Annotated in this window: 14 protein-coding genes and 2 tRNA genes; 14 read left to right on the top strand and 2 right to left on the bottom strand. The window is 66.6% G+C overall.

All coding sequences use genetic code 11. The features are described 5' to 3' along the window. Window positions 1-66: 66 nt before the first annotated feature. A complete protein-coding gene (locus FDP22_RS01815) occupies window positions 67-1056 on the bottom strand; it encodes a polyprenyl synthetase family protein (RefSeq protein WP_170317551.1) in 990 nt (329 codons plus the stop codon). Between the two features lie 69 nt (window positions 1057-1125). Here FDP22_RS01815 and FDP22_RS01810 point away from each other — a divergent pair, with 69 nt between their 5' ends. The 3 genes from FDP22_RS01810 (at window position 1126) to FDP22_RS01800 (ending at window position 3256) form a co-directional block, all read left to right on the top strand. Next, complete coding sequence (locus FDP22_RS01810; RefSeq protein WP_138576747.1) at window positions 1126-1347, top strand: putative signal transducing protein; 222 nt, start codon at window positions 1126-1128, stop codon at window positions 1345-1347. Beyond that, complete coding sequence (locus FDP22_RS01805) at window positions 1344-2117, top strand: tRNA1(Val) (adenine(37)-N6)-methyltransferase (RefSeq protein ID WP_138576749.1); 774 nt, start codon at window positions 1344-1346, stop codon at window positions 2115-2117. The genes FDP22_RS01810 and FDP22_RS01805 overlap by 4 nt, the downstream gene beginning before the upstream one ends. Before the next feature lie 212 nt (window positions 2118-2329). Further along, entirely contained in the window at window positions 2330-3256 is a 927-nt protein-coding gene (locus FDP22_RS01800) for a DMT family transporter (protein ID WP_138576751.1), read from the top strand. On the opposite strand, the gene FDP22_RS01795 is transcribed toward FDP22_RS01800, so the two are convergent. After that, complete coding sequence (locus FDP22_RS01795) at window positions 3239-3997, bottom strand: enoyl-CoA hydratase-related protein (RefSeq protein ID WP_138576753.1); 759 nt, start codon at window positions 3995-3997, stop codon at window positions 3239-3241. The genes FDP22_RS01800 and FDP22_RS01795 overlap by 18 nt on opposite strands. 166 nt (window positions 3998-4163) lie before the next feature. Here FDP22_RS01795 and FDP22_RS01790 point away from each other — a divergent pair. From FDP22_RS01790 to rpoC, 11 genes are all read left to right on the top strand, one after another. Next, window positions 4164-4237: transfer RNA gene (locus FDP22_RS01790), tRNA-Gly, on the top strand. 187 nt (window positions 4238-4424) lie between these two features. Then, window positions 4425-5600 carry an elongation factor Tu gene (gene tuf / locus FDP22_RS01785; RefSeq protein WP_143972233.1) on the top strand — a complete coding sequence of 392 codons (1176 nt, stop codon included), beginning with the start codon at window positions 4425-4427 and terminating at the stop codon, window positions 5598-5600. Window positions 5601-6328: 728 nt separating this feature from the next. Then, window positions 6329-6404, top strand: a tRNA-Trp gene (locus tag FDP22_RS01780). Window positions 6405-6431: 27 nt separating this feature from the next. Beyond that, window positions 6432-6629, top strand: a complete 198-nt coding sequence (secE, locus tag FDP22_RS01775; RefSeq protein WP_138579522.1) for a preprotein translocase subunit SecE — start codon at window positions 6432-6434, stop codon at window positions 6627-6629. A gap of 142 nt (window positions 6630-6771) precedes the next feature. Next, complete coding sequence (gene nusG, locus FDP22_RS01770) at window positions 6772-7305, top strand: transcription termination/antitermination protein NusG (protein ID WP_138579520.1); 534 nt, start codon at window positions 6772-6774, stop codon at window positions 7303-7305. A gap of 103 nt (window positions 7306-7408) precedes the next feature. Further along, window positions 7409-7837 (top strand): 50S ribosomal protein L11, encoded by a 429-nt coding sequence (rplK, locus tag FDP22_RS01765; protein WP_138579518.1) that lies wholly within the window; start codon window positions 7409-7411, stop codon window positions 7835-7837. 2 nt (window positions 7838-7839) lie between these two features. Next, a complete protein-coding gene (gene rplA / locus FDP22_RS01760) occupies window positions 7840-8538 on the top strand; it encodes a 50S ribosomal protein L1 (RefSeq protein ID WP_138579516.1) in 699 nt (232 codons plus the stop codon). Between the two features lie 277 nt (window positions 8539-8815). Further along, window positions 8816-9331, top strand: a complete 516-nt coding sequence (gene rplJ, locus FDP22_RS01755; RefSeq protein WP_138579514.1) for a 50S ribosomal protein L10 — start codon at window positions 8816-8818, stop codon at window positions 9329-9331. Between the two features lie 70 nt (window positions 9332-9401). Continuing rightward, entirely contained in the window at window positions 9402-9776 is a 375-nt protein-coding gene (gene rplL / locus FDP22_RS01750) for a 50S ribosomal protein L7/L12 (RefSeq protein WP_138579512.1), read from the top strand. Window positions 9777-10016: 240 nt separating this feature from the next. Further along, window positions 10017-14120: a DNA-directed RNA polymerase subunit beta gene (rpoB, locus tag FDP22_RS01745; RefSeq protein ID WP_138579510.1), complete on the top strand. Its 4104-nt coding sequence runs from the start codon at window positions 10017-10019 to the stop codon at window positions 14118-14120. Window positions 14121-14199: 79 nt separating this feature from the next. Then, window positions 14200-18426 carry a DNA-directed RNA polymerase subunit beta' gene (gene rpoC, locus FDP22_RS01740; protein WP_138579508.1) on the top strand — a complete coding sequence of 1409 codons (4227 nt, stop codon included), beginning with the start codon at window positions 14200-14202 and terminating at the stop codon, window positions 18424-18426. The last annotated feature ends 325 nt before the right edge of the window (window positions 18427-18751 follow it).

Here is an 18751-nt window from a genome sequence, read left to right as displayed (position 1 = left end):
GGGCCACGGCCCGGGGGGCCATGGCGTCAGGGCGTGGACGCGCGCGCCTGTCGCGGTGCCGGGCGGTCAGACCACCCGGGAGACGACGAAATCGGCGAGGTCCGAGAGCAGGCTGGTCAGCTCGCCGCGCGGCAGGTCCTCCAGCCGGGCCTTGGCCTCGGCGGAGATGTCGAGCGCGCGGGCGCGCGTGCTCTCCAGCGCGCCGTGGCGCTGCATCAGCGCGAGGGCCTGTTCGAGGTCGCCGTCGCGCTGGTCCCCGGTTTCGATCACGCGGGTCCAGAAGGCGCGCTCCTCCTCGGCGGCGGCCTCCAGCGCGTAGAGCACCGGCAGGGTGACCTTGCCCTCGCGGAAATCGTCGCCGGTGTTCTTGCCGAGCTGGGCGGACTTGCCGCCGTAATCCAGCAGATCGTCGGCGATCTGGAAGCTGATGCCGAGCGCATTGCCGTAGTCGCGCAGGGCCGCGGCATGCATTGCATCGGCGCCGGCGATCTCGGCACCCGCCTCGCAGGCCGCGGCGAAGAGCGCCGCGGTCTTGCCGCGGATCACCTGCATGTAGGTGGCCTCGTCCATGTCGAGCGAACGCGCCTTCGCGAGCTGCAGCACCTCGCCCTCCGCGATCACCGCGGCGGCGTTCGAGAGGATGGAAAGCACCTTGAGGTTGCCCGGCTCGACCATGAGCTGGAAGGCGCGGGCGAAGAGATAATCCCCCACCAGCACGGAGGACTGGTTGTCCCAGAGCAGGTTGGCCGTGGGCCGGCCGCGGCGCTGGCTGCTCTCGTCGACCACGTCGTCATGCAGCAGGGTGGCGGTGTGGATGAATTCCACCGTGGCGGCGAGGCCGAGGTGATGCGGGCCCTCGTAGCCGCAGATGCGCGCGGCGGCCACGGTGAGCAGCGGGCGGATGCGCTTGCCGCCGGCCTCGATCAGATGGGCGGTCACTTCCGGGATGCGCGGCGCGTGCTCGCTGGCCATGCGCTCCCGGATCAGGCGGTTCACGGCGTCAAGGTCGGTGCCCAGCCGCGACATGAGTTGTTCCAGCGGATCCCCGGTCAGCATACGTCCCCTCTCGCATTCCCGTGCAACGCGGTCTCGACCTGCAGGCTCCGGCGAAGTATCACCGTTGGCATGCAGGAACTCCTCCGAACCAACGACCCGACGCTCATCGCCCTCGTCACCGCCTTGCTCGAAGGCGAGGATATAGACTGCTTCGTTCTGGACGTCCATATGAGCGTGCTGGAGGGCAGTATCGGCGTATTGCCGCGCCGGATCATGGTGGCGCGGAGCGGGCTGCACATGGCGCGCCGCATGCTCGAGGACCACGGAATCGAGTGGTCGCCCGACCCATGACGGAAGCGCTCACGCGCGATGCCTTCCTCGATGGCCGCCTGATGCTCTGGCAGCCGCGCGACGGGTATCGCGCCGCGACCGACCCGGTGCTGCTGGCCGCGGCCGTGCCCGCGGTGGCCGGCGCCCGGGTGCTGGACCTGGGCTGCGGCGTGGGGGCGGCGGGGCTGTGCCTTGCCACCCGGGTGCCGGGGCTGGAGGTGCACGGGCTGGAGCTTCAGCCCCTCTATGCCGACCTCGCCCGGCGCAACGCGGCCGAGGCCGGGCTGGAACTCACGCTGCATGACGGCGACCTCGCGGACCCGCCGGCCTCGCTGCGCACGCTGAGCTTCGATCACGTGATCTCGAACCCGCCCTATTTCGCCCCCGGCAGCCCGGCGGCCTCCGACCCGGGCCGCGACCGGGCCAACCGCGAGAGCGCCACGCCGCTGGCGCTCTGGGTCGATGCCGCGCTGCGCCGGCTGCGCCCGGGCGGGAGGCTCACCTTCATCCAGCGCGCCGAGCGGCTGCCCGAGATCCTCGGCGCCCTCGGCACCCGCGCCGGCCACGCCTGCGTGCTGCCGGTGACCGCGCGCGAGGGGCGGGCGGCGGGCCGTGTCATCGTGACGGCGCGCAAGGGCGGGCGGGGCCCGTTCCGGCTGCTCGCGCCCCTCGTGATGCATGACGGCGCCCGGCACCTGCGCGACGGCGCGGATTTCTCCGCCGCAGCCCTCGCGGTGCTGCGCGATGCCGCCCCGCTCGATCTCCCGGAGAGTGACGCCGCAAGGCGCTGATCCGTCAAAATCATTTCCGGTTGAGTGAAGTTCCCCCTGCACGCCACAGGTGTTAACGCGAGGGTTTCCATAACTCATTGTTAATAAGTGTGTATCAACTCTTGCGCGATCAATCTCCGGTCTAGTAAGAATGGAATCATCCTCTGGTTGCGCGCGGCGTCATTTTTGCTGCGGCCCATGGCCGAAAAACAGATTTGAGACAGGGTAGACAGATGAAGAATGGTATCTGGTTCATTCTAGCCGCTATGTCGCTCACTCCGGCGCTCGACGGTGTCGCGAAGGAAATGTCCCTCACCTACGCGCCGATCTTCATCTGCTTCACCCGCTACCTGTCCGCCGGGCTTGTCTCGCTCGCCGCGGCGCGCCTGCGCGGCGAGAGGCTGCGCGTCGAGCGTGCCGGGCTCGGCGGCCAGCTGCTCAGCGCCGCGCTGATGATGGGCGCGATGACCAGCTTCATCATGGCCCTCTCGATGGTGCCGATGGCCGAGGCCGTGGGCGGGTTCCTCATCGCCCCGATCGTCTCCACCGCGCTGTCGGTGATCTTCCTGGGCGAGCGGCTCACCCGGACCCGGGTGATCGGCTCGCTGCTCAGCATCCTGGGTGCCGTGATCATCATGGACCCGGGGATGGGGCTGGAGCAGGGCACGCTGCTGGCGCTGGCGGGGGGCGCGATGCTCGGCGGGTTCTACACCGTGTCGCGCGCCCACCGCGCGGCCTCCGGCACCTTCGCCCCGCTGGCGCTGCAGAGCCTGATGGGCGCGGCGATGATCGCGCCGCTGGCCCTCGCCGAAGGCGTGCCCGCCATCGATGCCACCTACCTGTGCTGGGCGGCACTCCTGGGCGTGCTCTCCGCCATGTGCCACCTGCTCACCATTCTCGCCTTCCGGCTGAGCGAGGCCACGGTGCTGGCGCCCTTCACCTATTTCAACGTGATCGCGGCCGTGGCCGTCGGGATCGTGTTCTTCGGCGAGATCCCCGGCGAGGCGACGCTGAGCGGCCTCGTGGCGCTGGTGGCCGGCGGGCTGATCACCGCCGCCGGGCCGGGCCAGGTCTCCGCGCTGCTCGCGCGGCTGGACGTGCTGCGCCCGACGCCGGTCAGCGTGCGCGTGCGGGTGCCGGTCTCAGTTCCGGCGCGGTGAGCCGAAGGCGGCGGCCAGCGCGGCGCGGGCCTCCTCCGAGCGGATGCGCTCGAAGAACAGCTGCCGCTCGCGCCGGCTGACGGCGAGCCGCTCCTCCACCGATCCGCGCACCAGCGCCCGGGCCGCCTCCAGCGCGCGCGGCGGCTTGGCCGCCAGCCGTGCCGCCACGGCGCGGGCGTGCGGCTCCAGCTCCTCCACGGGAAGCACCGCGTTCACCAGCCGGGCGGCAAGGGCGCGCTCCGCGTCGAAGGTCTCCCCCAGGCACAGCAGTTCGAAGGCCCAGAGCGGCCCCATGATCTGCGGGGCGATCAGCGACGAGGCGTTCTCCGGCACGCCGCCGAGATCAGTGAACGGGGTTCGGAACACCGCGCCGGGGCTGCAGAATACCATGTCGCACTGCAGGAGCAGCGTGGTGCCGATGCCGATGGCCAGCCCGTCCACCGCCGCGACCATGGGCTTGCGGGCCAGCACCTGCGCGTCGAGGAAGCGGTCCAGCTGCGGCGGCACGCCACTGCCGGGTTCCAGGAAGGCGGAAAGGTCCTGTCCGGCGCTGAACACCCCCGCGCTGCCGCAGAACAGGTGGGCGCCCACGCCCGGGTCCGCGTCACCGGTGGTGAGCGCGTCGGCGATGGCGCCGTACATCTGCTCGGTCACCGCGTTCTTCTTCTCAGGCCGGGTGAGGCGGATGGTCTGAACCCCGCCCTCACGACTGATCTCGACATGTGTGTCCGGGCTCTGCATGGCCGCTGTCCTCCCTCTCGCCGGTTTGCAGCATGAGAGCACGCGCCGCGCGGCCTGTCGCGGATGACGTGGCGGAGCGGGGGGAGGGGCGCCGCCGCCGCCCGTGCGAAACCGGCTGCGGGAGGGCTTGCAGGCCGGTGCGATGCGAGGCTATATGAAGCCCGACGCGGGTGTAGCTCAATGGTAGAGCCGAAGCCTTCCAAGCTTAAGACGTGGGTTCGATTCCCATCACCCGCTCCATCCTCCCCACGCCCTGCCCGGCGCGGGCCCTCGCACCCGGTCCCGCAGGCCTCCCGCTCCACCGGAGCGGGACGAAACCGCGCATCCGGGGGACATTCCTGTTGTCATGGGGCGCTTTTCTGCCTAAGTGACCCACGCGTGAATCTTCCGGACCACTTCCCGGTCCGGCGAAACTGGGACGAAGGCGATGGCAAAGGCTAAATTCGAGCGGAACAAACCGCATGTGAACATCGGGACGATCGGTCACGTTGACCACGGCAAGACGTCCCTGACCGCGGCGATCACGAAGTTCTTCGGTGACTTCAAGGCGTATGACCAGATCGACGCCGCGCCGGAAGAGAAGGCGCGTGGCATCACGATCTCGACCGCGCATGTGGAATACGAGACCGCGGCGCGCCACTACGCGCATGTGGACTGCCCGGGCCACGCCGACTACGTGAAGAACATGATCACGGGTGCGGCGCAGATGGACGGCGCGATCCTGGTTGTGAACGCGGCTGACGGCCCGATGCCGCAGACCCGCGAGCACATCCTTCTGGCGCGCCAGGTCGGCGTTCCGGCGCTGGTGGTGTTCCTCAACAAGGTCGACCAGGTCGACGACGAGGAGCTGCTGGAGCTGGTGGAGATGGAAGTGCGCGAGCTGCTTTCCTCCTACGACTTCCCGGGCGACGACATTCCGATCATCGCGGGTTCGGCCCTGGCCGCGCTCGAGGAGCGGAACCCGGAAATCGGCGAGAACAAGGTGCGCGAGCTGATGGCGGCCGTGGATGAGTACATCCCGACCCCGGACCGCCCGATCGACCAGCCGTTCCTGATGCCGATCGAGGACGTGTTCTCGATCTCCGGCCGCGGCACGGTCGTGACCGGCCGTGTGGAGCGCGGTGTGGTGACGGTTGGCGAGGAAATCGAGATCGTCGGCATCCGCGACACCCGCAAGACCATCTGCACCGGCGTGGAAATGTTCCGCAAGCTGCTGGACCGCGGAGAGGCGGGCGACAACATCGGCGCGCTGCTGCGCGGTGTCGACCGTGAGGGCGTGGAGCGCGGGCAGGTGCTGTGCAAGCCGGGTTCGGTGAAGCCGCACACCAAGTTCGAGGCCGAGGCCTACATCCTGACCAAGGAGGAGGGTGGCCGTCACACGCCGTTCTTCACCAACTACCGCCCGCAGTTCTACTTCCGGACCACGGACGTGACCGGCAACGTCGAGCTGCCCTCGGGCACCGAGATGGTGATGCCGGGCGACAACCTGAAGTTCACCGTGACCCTGATCAACCCGATCGCGATGGAAGAGAAGCTCCGCTTCGCCATCCGTGAAGGCGGCCGCACCGTCGGCGCAGGCGTGGTCTCCAAGATCATCGAGTGATCGGTTCCGGGCTCCGGCCCGGACCCTGGTTTGCAACGGGCCGTCCTTCGGGGCGGCCCGTTCGCGTTTGTTGCGGCCGGTGCCGTGGGTCGATGGGCCCCCTCGCGCTCGGCAAGGGCACCTCCGCGTGCCCGGGCGCACTGGGGTGGCGAACGCCGGACCGCCACCCGTCCTGGAGCTGCCGCCACCACCACTATCTGCGAAGCGATGCTGCCGGAGCGCTGCGCCAGCATGACTGGGAGGTCGGTGATGGCGGCGACGCGGCCGCCGGCACGGAACGCGTCACCCGTCCCCGGCATCGGCGGCCCGACCATGTCGTCCCGACTCGCAGCAGGCGCCGAAGGCGAGTCGGGGCGCGGGGCAGACTTGCGGAAAGGGCCGGCATGTCGACGCCGGAACGGCAGCCGGGGGAGAGGGCCTCCGGCGAGGGGGCGGCGCGGCGGCCGACCTTCTGCCGCATCGGCCGCGGCGACGGGGCTGATCCGGGGTGTCAGGGGGGCTCTTCCGGGCCGTTCGCGCCCGACATCCGGCCTGCCGGGCCGGGCGGAGCCAGGTTCCGCGGGAAAGACGCGCGCCGCCTGAATTCTTGGCTTGAAACGGCGCAGGCTTGTCGGTAGGAAGCGGGGGCTCGCCGGAGCGCCCCCGTCCTGGGGGAGCCGGCGTCACGCAAGCTTGGCCGCGCGGGCCTTGCACCCGACGAACAGCCTTCGGGCCGGAAGCGGGCGCACAGGGGTGTAGCTCAGTTGGTAGAGCATCGGTCTCCAAAACCGAGGGTCGTAGGTTCGAGCCCTATCGCCCCTGCCAGCGCGGACAAGACGGGAAGGTAGAGTGATGGCGCGCAGCAACCCATTCCAGTTCATGCAGCAGGTCCGGGCCGAGGCCGCCAAGGTGGTGTGGCCCTCGCGGCGCGAGACGGTGACGACCACGATCATCGTCTTCATCATGGCCACCATCATGGCCATCTTCTTCTTTGCGGTTGATCAGGTCATCCAGCTCGGACTCGAAGGTCTGCTGACCGTCGCCTCTTGATTTCTCCCGGAGTCGCCGTTAAGTGCGTCACTCCGACGAAGAGAGGGGCGCGCGCTGATTCGGGTTGCGCGCTCAAATTTATTGGGTGAGAGCGCCGGAGAGCCGGTCTGTCGCCCTTAATACACGGTGAGGACGGGGTCTCATGGCCAAGCGCTGGTACTCGGTACATGTTCTTTCGAATTTCGAGAAGAAGGTGGCCGAGTCGATCAAGGAAGGGGCCGAGCAGAAAGGCCTGTCCGAGCTGATCGAGGACGTGCTCGTTCCGACCGAAGAGGTCGTTGAGGTTCGTCGTGGCAAGAAGGTGCAGACCGAGCGGCGTTTCATGCCCGGGTATGTGCTGGTGAAGATGCAGCTGACGGATGAGACCTATCACCTCATCGCCAATACCAACCGCGTGACCGGGTTCCTCGGTCCGCAGGGCAAGCCGACCCCGCTGCGCGACGCAGAGGTGGCCCGCCTGCTCAACCAGGTCGAGGAAGGGATCGAGCGGCCGCGTCCGGCCATCACCTTCGAGATCGGTGAGCAGGTGACCGTGGTCGACGGCCCGTTCGAGAGCTTCGCCGGCATGGTCGAGGAGGTGGATGACGTGAACGCCCGCCTCAAGGTGACCGTGTCGATCTTCGGCCGGGCCACCCCGGTCGAACTGGAATACGGCCAGGTGCAGAAAGCATCCTGACCGTCTCGTGCGTGGGAGGTCGTCGCGGCGCGCCGTGACACCGCACCACGAACCGCAAGCCCCGGAGGTCGCGTCCTCCGGGTGGTAACTGGAGGATGGCCCCATGGCCAAGAAAGTCATTGGCTCCCTGAAGCTTCAGGTGAAAGCCGGCAAGGCGAACCCGTCGCCCCCGATCGGTCCGGCGCTGGGTCAGCGCGGGATCAACATCATGGAATTCTGCAAGGCCTTCAATGCGAAGACCGCAGAGATGGAGCCGGGCATGCCCGTGCCCTGCATCATCACCTACTATCAGGACAAGTCTTTCACTTTCGTGACGAAGACTCCGCCTGCCTCCTACTACCTGAAGAAGGCCGCGAAGCTGGACGGCGGGTCGAAGACCCCCGGCCGTGCGACGGCCGGTTCGGTGTCGGCGAAGCAGGTGCGCGAGATCGCCGAGGCGAAGATGGCCGACCTGAACGCCAATGACGTCGAAGGTGCGATGCAGATCATCCTGGGCTCTGCCCGGTCGATGGGTATCGAGGTGAAGGGTTAATCATGGCCAAGCACGGAAAACGCATCACCGCCGCCCGCGCCAAGTTCGCCGGCAAGGCCGATCTCGCGCTCGCCGAGGCCGTGGCCCTCATCAAGGGTGCCGCCTCCGCGAAGTTCGACGAGACGGTCGAGATCTCGATGAACCTCGGCGTGGACCCCCGCCATGCGGACCAGATGGTTCGCGGCGTGGTGAACCTGCCGAACGGCACCGGCCGCACGGTGCGCGTCGCCGTTTTCGCCCGCGGCCCGAAGGCCGATGAGGCCACGGCGGCCGGCGCGGACATCGTGGGCGCCGAGGACCTGATGGAGACCATCCAGGGCGGCACCATCGAGTTCGATCGCTGCATCGCGACCCCGGACATGATGCCGATCGTCGGCCGTCTCGGCAAGATCCTCGGCCCGCGCAACCTGATGCCGAACCCGAAGGTGGGCACGGTGACCATGGATGTCGCGACCGCGGTGAAGAACGCCAAGGGCGGCGAAGTCCAGTTCAAGGTCGAGAAGGCCGGCATCATCCAGGGCTCGGTCGGCAAGGCCAGCTTCGATGCCGAGAAGATCGCCGAGAACGTGAAGGCCTTCGTTTCCGCGGTGAACCGCGCGAAGCCGGCCGGCGCCAAGGGCGTCTACATGAAGAAGATCTCGCTCAGCTCCACCATGGGGCCGGGCGTCTCGGTGGCCGTCGCAGACGCGGTGACCGAGTAATGGAATTCCCCGGGTTCTAGGCCCGGGGATGTCCGGCCCGCTCTCCTCCGGGGGAGGGGGCCATCCGTCCGAGACGGTGGGTGCGCGGGGGCTTCGGCCCGCGAGCTTAATACCCTGCCATAGACGGGGAACGGACAGGATCGAAATGGCGCTCCTGCGTCATGAGGATCTTGGCGGGACCCCGGACGGGACCTGAGAGACCGGGAGACTTCTCCCGGTTCACACGAGCCGGCGGCGAGGGGGCAACCCCGGACCGCCACTGTACTGGAGCAAGACTGTGGAAAGAGCCCAAAAGGAAAGTGTGGTCGAGGAACTCGGCCAGATCTTTGCGGACTCTGGTGTCGTCGTGGTGGCTCACTACGCCGGTCTCACAGTTGCTGAGATGCAGGATTTCCGTGCCCGCATGCGTGAAGCAGGTGGGGCGGTCCGCGTCGCGAAGAACAGGCTCGCCAAGATCGCCCTTGATGGGAAACCCTCCTCCGCGATGGGTAACCTGCTCAAGGGTCAGACGGTGCTCGCTTATTCCGAGGACCCCGTTGCAGCGGCGAAAGTCGCGAAGGCCTATGCCAAGGACAACAGCAAGTATGTGATCCTTGGCGGCGCAATGGGTGAAACGGTTCTCGACCCCGCAGGGGTCGATGCGGTCGCCAGCATGCCGTCGCGCGAAGAACTCATCGCGACCATCGTCGGCATGATCGGTGCACCCGCAAGCAACATCGCTTCTGCGATTGGCGCGCCTGCTTCGAACATTGCAGGGATCCTCAAGACCCTGGAAGAGCGCGAAGCGGCCTGAGTAACAGCAATGTGAACCCGGTCGGGCAACCGACACCGGATACATTCAACGAACTGAACGGAACATAGCCATGGCTGATCTGAAGAAACTTGCTGAAGAGATCGTGGGTCTCACCCTTCTCGAAGCTTCCGAGCTGAAAAACATCCTCAAGGACGAGTACGGCATCGAGCCCGCCGCCGGCGGCGCTGTGATGATGGCTGGTCCGGCTGCCGAGACCGCAGCTGTCGAGGAAAAGACCGAGTTCGACGTGATCCTGCTCGAAGCTGGCGCGCAGAAGATCAACGTGATCAAGGAAGTCCGCGCCATCACCGGTCTTGGCCTGAAAGAAGCCAAGGACCTGGTCGAGGCCGGCGGCAAGGCCGTCAAGGAGCAGGCTCCGAAGGCCGAAGCCGAAGAGATCAAGGCGAAGCTGGAAGCAGCCGGCGCCAAGGTCGAACTCAAGTAATCTGGACTGCGGGCCTGATTACCCGCTAAAGGATTGCTCTCTGCATGGCTGGAGCCGCTCTTTTGCGGCTTCAGCCCGTGTCGTCTCGGGCAGCCGCTGGAAGGGCTGTCCTGGAGGGCACGAAGGATCCGGGAAAAGCGGAGTGGGAACCCGTTTTACGTATTGGATCCGACCCCCAGGCGGAACGCTGCGCGATGGTTCTCCCCACCCGTCGCGGCAACAGCATAGGTAAGGACGAGCATGGCTCAGACGTATTCCGGCCGCAAGCGCATTCGGAAATTCTACGGCAAGATCGCGGAAGTCGCGAAAATGCCCAATCTCATCGAGGTCCAGAAAAGCTCCTACGACCTCTTCCTGAAATCCGGCGATGCAGCCACCCCGACCGACGGGGACGGTATCCAGGGCGTCTTCCAGTCGGTTTTCCCGATCAAGGATTTCAACGAGACCGCGGTTCTCGAGTTCGTCCGCTACGAGCTTGAGCATCCGAAGTATGACGTCGAGGAATGTCAGCAGCGTGACATGACCTACAGCGCGCCGCTGAAGGTCACCCTGCGCCTGATCGTCTTCGAGGTGGACCCCGATACCGGCGCCCGCTCCGTGAAGGACATCAAGGAACAGGACGTCTACATGGGCGACATGCCCCTGATGACCTCCAACGGCACCTTTGTCGTGAACGGCACCGAGCGCGTGATCGTGTCGCAGATGCATCGCTCTCCCGGCGTGTTCTTCGACCATGACCGCGGCAAGACCCACTCCTCCGGCAAGCTGCTCTTCGCCTCCCGCGTGATCCCCTACCGCGGGTCCTGGCTGGATTTCGAGTTCGACGCCAAGGACATCGTCTTCGCCCGCATCGACCGGCGCCGGAAGCTTCCGGTGACGACGCTTCTCTATGCCCTGGGTCTCGACCAGGAGGGCATCTGCGACGCGTTCTACAAGACCATGACCTTCCGTCGCGAGCGTTCCGGCTGGGCGGCGCCCTTCTTCCCCGAGCGCATCCGCGGCTCCAAGCCCGCGCATGACATCATCGACGCCGCCTCCGGCGAGGTGATCGCCGAGGCCGGCAAGAAGGTGACCCCGCGCACCGTCAAGCAGCTCATCGACGAAGGCAAGGTGACCGAGATCCTCGTGCCCTACGAGGGCATCCTGGGCCGCCACATGGCCAAGGACCTGGTGAACCCCGAGACCGGCTTCATCTATGCCGAGGCCGGTGACGAGATCACCGACAAGCTTCTCCAGGAGCTGATCGACGCCGGCTACGACGAAGTGCCGACGCTGGACATCGACCATGTGAACGTGGGTGCCTACATCCGCAACACCATGGCCGCGGACAAGAACTACAACCGCGAGAGCGCGCTCATCGACATCTACCGGGTGATGCGCCCGGGCGAGCCGCCCACCGTGGAAGCCGCGGACGCGATGTTCTCGACCCTGTTCTTCGACCCCGAGCGCTACGATCTCTCGGCCGTCGGCCGGGTGAAGATGAACATGCGTCTCGACCTCGACGCGCCGGACACCACCCGTGTGCTGCGCAACGAGGACATCATCGCCGTGATCCGCGCGCTGGTGGACCTGCGCGACGGCCGTGGCGAGATCGACGACATCGACCATCTCGGCAACCGGCGCGTGCGCTCGGTCGGCGAGCTGATGGAGAACCAGTACCGCGTCGGCCTGCTGCGCATGGAGCGCGCGATCAAGGAGCGGATGTCCTCCGTCGAGATCGACACGATCATGCCGCAGGACCTGATCAACTCGAAGCCGGCCGCCGCGGCCGTGCGCGAGTTCTTCGGTTCCTCGCAGCTCAGCCAGTTCATGGACCAGACCAACCCGCTCTCCGAGGTCACGCACAAGCGGCGTCTCTCGGCGCTCGGGCCCGGCGGCCTGACCCGTGAGCGTGCCGGCTTCGAGGTGCGCGACGTGCACCCGACCCACTACGGCCGCATGTGCCCGATCGAGACGCCGGAAGGCCCGAACATCGGCCTGATCAACTCGCTCGCGTCCTTCGCCCGCGTGAACAAGTATGGCTTCATCGAGACCCCGTACCGAAAGGTCGACAACGGGCAGGTGACCGATGAGGTCATCTACATGTCCGCGACCGAGGAGATGAAGTACACGATCGCCCAGGCGAATGCCCAGCTGGACGAGAATGGCCGCTTCATCAACGACATGGCCTCCACCCGCAAGGGCGGGGAGTTCCAGCTCGCCCCGATCGACCACATCGACTACATCGACGTGTCGCCGAAGCAGCTCGTGTCCGTCGCGGCCTCGCTGATCCCGTTCCTGGAGAACGACGACGCCAACCGCGCCCTGATGGGTTCGAACATGCAGCGCCAGGCGGTTCCGCTGCTGCGCGCCGAGGCGCCCTTCGTGGGCACCGGCATCGAGGAAGTGGTTGCGCGCGATTCCGGTGCGGCCATCACCGCGCGGCGCGGCGGCGTGATCGATCAGGTCGACGCCACCCGTATCGTCGTGCGCGTGACGGACGAGATGGCGGAGCCGGGCGATCCGGGTGTGGACATCTACCGTCTGCGCAAGTTCCAGCGCTCGAACCAGAACACCTGCATCAACCAGCGCCCGCTGGTGAAGGTGGGTGACACGGTGCGTGCCGGCGACGTGGTGGCCGACGGCCCGTCCACCGACCTCGGCGAGCTGGCTCTCGGCAAGAACGTGCTCGTCGCGTTCATGCCGTGGAACGGCTACAACTACGAGGACTCCATCCTCATCTCCGAGCGCATCGTGAAGGACGACGTGTTCACCTCGATCCACATCGAGGAATTCGAGATCGCGGCGCGAGACACCAAGCTCGGGCCCGAGGAGATCACCCGCGACATTCCGAACGTCGGCGAGGAAGCCCTGCGCAACCTCGACGAGGCCGGGATCATCTACATCGGCGCCGAAGTGGGGCCGGGCGACATCCTGGTCGGCAAGATCACCCCGAAGGGCGAAAGCCCGATGACGCCGGAGGAAAAGCTCCTCCGCGCCATCTTCGGCGAGAAGGCGGCGGATGTGCGCGACACTTCCATGCGCATGTCGCCGGGGGATTACGGCACGGTCGTGGAAGTTCGCGTGTTCAACCGTCACGGCGTGGACAAGGACGAGCGTGCGCTGCAGATCGAGCGCGAGGAGATCGAGCGGCTGACCCGTGACCGGGCCGACGAGCTCGCCATCCTCGAGCGCAACATCTACGCGCGTCTGAAGGACCTGATCCTCGGCAAGCCGGCGGTGAAGGGCCCGAAGGGCGTGAAGTCCGGCTCCGAGATCACCGAGAACCTGCTGGGCGAGCTGTCGCGCGGCCAGTGGTGGCAGCTGGTGATCGGCGACGAGGCCGAGCAGGCGAAGATCGAGGCGCTCAACAAGCAGTTCGACGCGCAGAAGAAGGTGCTCGACCGCCGCTTCGAGGACAAGGTGGAGAAGGTGCGCCGCGGCGACGATCTCCCCCCCGGCGTGATGAAGATGGTCAAGGTGTTCGTCGCGGTGAAGCGCAAGCTGCAGCCCGGTGACAAGATGGCCGGTCGTCACGGCAACAAGGGCGTCATCTCCCGCGTGGTGCCGGAGGAGGACATGCCGTTCCTCGCCGACGGCACCCCGGTGGACTTCGTGCTCAACCCGCTCGGCGTGCCGAGCCGGATGAACGTGGGGCAGATCCTGGAGACGCACATGGGCTGGGCCGCGCGCGGCCTCGGGCTCACGGTGCAGACCGCGCTCGACGAGTACCGGTCCAAGGGCGACATGACCCCGGTCAAGGACGCGCTGAAGTTCGTCTACGGTGACGAGACCTACAACGACGCGACCGCCGACATGACCGATGCCGAGCTGCTCGAGGCTGCGGGCAACGTGACCCGCGGTGTGCCGATCGCCACGCCCGTCTTCGACGGGGCGAAGGAAGCGGATGTGAACGAGGCCCTCACCAAGGCGGGCTTCGAGACCTCCGGCCAGTCGACCCTCTATGACGGTCGCTCGGGCGAGACCTTCGCGCGCAAGGTCACCGTGGGCATGAAGTACCTGCTCAAGCTCCACCACCTCGTGGATGACAAGATCCACGCACGTTCGACCGGGCCCTACAGCCTCGTCACGCAGCAGCCCCTGGGCGGCAAGGCCCAGTTCGGCGGCCAGCGTTTCGGCGAGATGGAGGTCTGGGCGCTCGAAGCCTACGGCGCCGCCTACACCCTGCAGGAAATGCTGACGGTGAAGTCGGACGACGTGGCGGGCCGCACCAAGGTCTACGAGGCGATCGTGAAGGGCGAGGAGAACTTCGAGGCCGGCGTGCCCGAGAGCTTCAACGTCCTCGTGAAGGAGATCCGCTCGCTCGGCCTGAACGTCGAGCTGCTGGATTCCGGTACCGAATGATGAACGGGGCGGGCAGCCGTTCGTGCTGCCCATCCACCCCGGCGGGCGACCGCCACGTGAAAGGACGAAAGGTTACGAGATGAACCAGGAAGTCATGAACCCGTTCAATCCGAGTGCCCCTCCGCGGACGTTCGACGAGATCAAGATCTCGCTCGCGAGCCCGGAGCGCATTCTTTCCTGGTCGTACGGTGAGATCAAGAAGCCGGAAACGATCAACTACCGCACGTTCAAGCCGGAGCGGGACGGGCTGTTCTGCGCCCGTATCTTCGGCCCGATCAAGGACTACGAGTGCCTGTGCGGCAAGTACAAGCGCATGAAGTATCGCGGGGTGACCTGCGAGAAATGCGGCGTCGAAGTCACGCTCCAGAAGGTGCGTCGCGAGCGGATGGGTCACATCGACCTGGCCGCTCCGGTGGCGCATATCTGGTTCCTGAAGTCGCTGCCCTCGCGCATCGGCCTGATGCTGGACATGACGCTGCGCGACCTCGAGCGCATCCTCTACTTCGAGCAGTATGTCGTCATCGAGCCGGGCCTCACCGACCTGAAGCATCGCCAGATGCTGACGGAGGAGGAGTACCTCGACGCGCAGGACCAGTACGGCGAGGACGCCTTCACCGCCGGCATCGGCGCCGAGGCGATCCGCGAGATGCTGGCCGCCATCGACCTCCAGCAGGAGGCCGACCAGCTGCGCGAGGATCTCTCGGTCGCGACCGGTGAGCTGAAGCCCAAGAAGATCATCAAGCGCCTGAAGCTGGTGGAGAACTTCCTCGAATCCGGCAACCGGCCGGAGTGGATGGTCCTGACCGTGGTGCCGGTGATCCCGCCCGAGCTGCGCCCGCTGGTGCCGCTGGACGGGGGCCGTTTCGCCACCTCGGACCTGAACGACCTCTACCGCCGCGTGATCAACCGCAACAACCGCCTGAAGCGGCTGATCGAGCTGCGCGCGCCCGACATCATCGTGCGCAACGAGAAGCGCATGCTGCAGGAAGCCGTGGACGCGCTGTTCGACAACGGCCGCCGCGGCCGCGTCATCACGGGGGCCAACAAGCGCCCGCTGAAGTCGCTCTCCGACATGCTCAAGGGCAAGCAGGGCCGGTTCCGCCAGAACCTGCTCGGCAAGCGCGTGGACTTCTCGGGCCGCTCCGTCATCGTGACGGGGCCGGAGCTGAAGCTGCACCAGTGCGGGTTGCCGAAGAAGATGGCGCTTGAGCTGTTCAAGCCCTTCATCTACTCGCGGCTTGACGCGAAGGGGCTTTCGAGCACCGTGAAGCAGGCCAAGAAGCTGGTGGAGAAGGAGCGTCCGGAAGTCTGGGATATCCTGGACGAGGTCATCCGCGAGCACCCGGTTCTGCTGAACCGTGCGCCCACGCTGCACCGTCTGGGCATCCAGGCCTTCGAGCCGATCCTGATCGAGGGCAAGGCCATCCAGCTTCACCCGCTGGTGTGCTCGGCCTTCAACGCCGACTTCGACGGCGACCAGATGGCCGTGCACGTGCCGCTTTCGATGGAGGCGCAGCTCGAGGCGCGCGTCCTGATGATGTCCACGAACAACGTGCTGTCGCCCGCCAACGGCAAGCCGATCATCGTGCCGTCGCAGGACATGATCCTCGGCCTCTACTACATCACCCTCGAGAAGGAGGGGATGGCCGGCCAGGGCATGGTGTTCCGCGATATCGAGGAAGTGGACCACGCGCTGGAATCCGGTGCCGTCACGCTGCACTCCAAGATCACGGCCCGCCTTGAGCAGGTCGACGAGAATGGCGAGTTGGTGATGCAGCGGTTCGAGACCACGCCGGGCCGCCTGCGGCTGGGCGCGCTGCTGCCCAAGAATGCCAAGGCGCCGTTCGAGATCGTCAACCGCCTCCTGCGCAAGAAGGAAGTCGGCGAGATCATCGACACCGTCTACCGCTATTGCGGCCAGAAGGAGTCGGTCATCTTCTGCGACCAGATCATGACGCTGGGCTTCCGCGAGGCGTTCAAGGCCGGCATTTCGTTCGGCAAGGACGATATGGTGATCCCGGACACCAAGTGGACCATCGTGAACGAGACCCGCGATGCCGCGAAGGAGTTCGAGCAGCAGTACCTTGACGGTCTGATCACCCAGGGTGAGAAGTACAACAAGGTGGTCGACGCCTGGTCCAAGTGCTCGGACAAGGTGGCGGACGCGATGATGGCCGAGATTTCCTCGGTGAAGTTCGACGCCGAAGGGCGCCAGATGGAGCCGAACTCGGTCTACATGATGGCGCATTCCGGCGCGCGTGGCTCTCCGGCGCAGATGAAGCAGCTGGGCGGCATGCGCGGCCTGATGGCCAAGCCCTCGGGCGAGATCATCGAGACGCCGATCGTGTCGAACTTCAAGGAAGGCCTCACCGTGCTCGAGTACTTCAACTCGACCCACGGCGCGCGCAAGGGCCTGGCCGACACCGCGCTCAAGACCGCGAACTCCGGCTACCTCACCCGCCGCCTGGTGGATGTGGCGCAGGACTGCATCATCAAGATCGATGATTGCGGCACCGACGCCGGCATCACCGCCGCGACTGTGGTCGAGGGTGGTGAGGTCGTCGCCTCGCTCTCCGACCGCATCCTGGGCCGCGTGCTGGCCGAGGACGTGATCGACCCGATCAGCCGCGAGCTGCTGTTCAGCCGCGGTCACCTGCTCGACGAGCGCGATTCCGAGATCATCGAGACCGCACAGGTCCAGACTGTCAAGATCCGCTCGCCGCTGACCTGCGAGGCCGATGACGGCATCTGCGCCCAGTGCTACGGGCGTGACCTGGCGCGCGGCACCAAAGTGAACCCGGGCGAGGCTGTCGGCATCATTGCCGCGCAGTCGATCGGTGAGCCGGGCACGCAGCTGACCATGCGCACCTTCCACATCGGGGGTATCGCGCAGGGCGGCAGCCAGTCCTTCGTCGAAGCGTCGGTGGAGGGCAAGGTCGCCATCCGCAACCGCAACCTGATCGAGACCGCCGATGGCGACATCCTCGTGATGGGCCGCAACGTGGTCATCGTCATCACCGACGACCAGGGCGTGGAGCGCGCGACCCACAAGGCCGCGTATGGTGCGAAGCTGCTGACCAAGGAAGGCGACATCGTCTCCCGCGGGACCAAGCTGATGGAGTGGGATCCGTTCACCCTGCCCATCATCTCGGAGAAGGCGGGCCGCGTGAAGTTCGTCGACCTGATCCCCGGCATCTCGGTGCGCGAGGATACGGATGAGGCGACCGGCATCAGCCAGCGCATCGTGTCGGACTGGCGTTCGGCGCCCAAGGGCAACGAGCTGAAGCCCGAGGTGATCGTGATGGATGCGGAGACCGGCGAGCCGATGCGGCTCGATAACGGCAACCCCGCCCATTACGGCATGTCGGTGGACGCCATTCTGTCGGTCGAGGACGGTCAGGACGTTCCCGCCGGCGGCATCCTGGCGCGTATCCCGCGCGAGGGGGCCCGGACGAAGGACATCACCGGCGGTCTGCCGCGTGTGGCCGAGCTGTTCGAGGCCCGTCGTCCGAAGGACCACGCCATCATCGCCGAGATCGACGGTACGGTGCGGTTCGGGCGCGACTTCAAGAACAAGCGCCGGATCACGATCGAACCGGCGGAAGAAGGTGCGGATCCGGTCGAGTACATGGTGCCCAAGGGCAAGCACATCCCGGTGGCCGAAGGCGACTTCGTCCAGAAGGGTGACTACATCATGGACGGCAACCCGGCGCCGCATGACATCCTGGCGATCATGGGCATCGAGGCCCTGGCCGATTACCTCATCAACGAGGTGCAGGACGTCTACCGGCTGCAGGGCGTGAAGATCAACGACAAGCACATCGAGGTGATCGTTCGCCAGATGCTGCAGAAGATCGAGATCACCAAGTCGGGCGGCACCACGCTGCTGCCGGGCGAGCAGGTCGACCGCGTCGAGTTCGACGAGGAGAACGCCAAGTCGATCCGCGAGGGGCGTGAGCCCGCCGAGGGTGGGCCGGTGCTGCTTGGTATCACCAAGGCCAGCCTGCAGACCCGCTCGTTCATCTCCGCCGCCTCCTTCCAGGAGACGACGCGGGTGCTGACCGAGGCCTCGACCCAGGGCAAGCGCGACAAGCTCGTGGGCCTGAAGGAGAACGTCATCGTCGGCCGGCTGATCCCGGCCGGCACCGGTGGCGCGATCCAGAAGATCCGCCAGGTTGCCGCGGACCGCGACGCCCGGGTGATCTCCGAGCGCCAGGCCGAGGCGGCGGCCGCCGCCGAAGCCGCCATCGCCGCGGCACCGCCCGAGGAAGAGACGGCGCCGACCGGGGATCCGTTCTTCGATTGATCGCCTGAACCGCCGCCGGCACCGCCCGGCGGCGGAGCATGAGACGCAGGTCCCGGGCCGGGGTGGAGCGATCCGCCCCGGCCCGTGCCGTTCCGGGGCAGGTATTCCGCGCTCCGGGCGGCGGCTTCCGGCCTTGTTGGCAGTTAGGGGTGGAAATGCCCGGCGAATCCGCGTAGACGGACCACGCGCGCTTCTCCGGAAATGTCAGCAAGTTGCTATGCGGTTGACATCCGGAGCCCTACTCCGTAGGTTCCGCGCGCTCGGGTACGTGATTCCGCAACGGGGAATCTGTTATCCGGTTGCCAAATGACTGGCGGTCAAGACC

The organism is Paroceanicella profunda, assembly GCF_005887635.2.
GTDB classification, from domain to species: Bacteria; Pseudomonadota; Alphaproteobacteria; order Rhodobacterales; family Rhodobacteraceae; genus Paroceanicella; species Paroceanicella profunda.
This window is presented reverse-complemented; position numbering and strand designations above follow the sequence as displayed.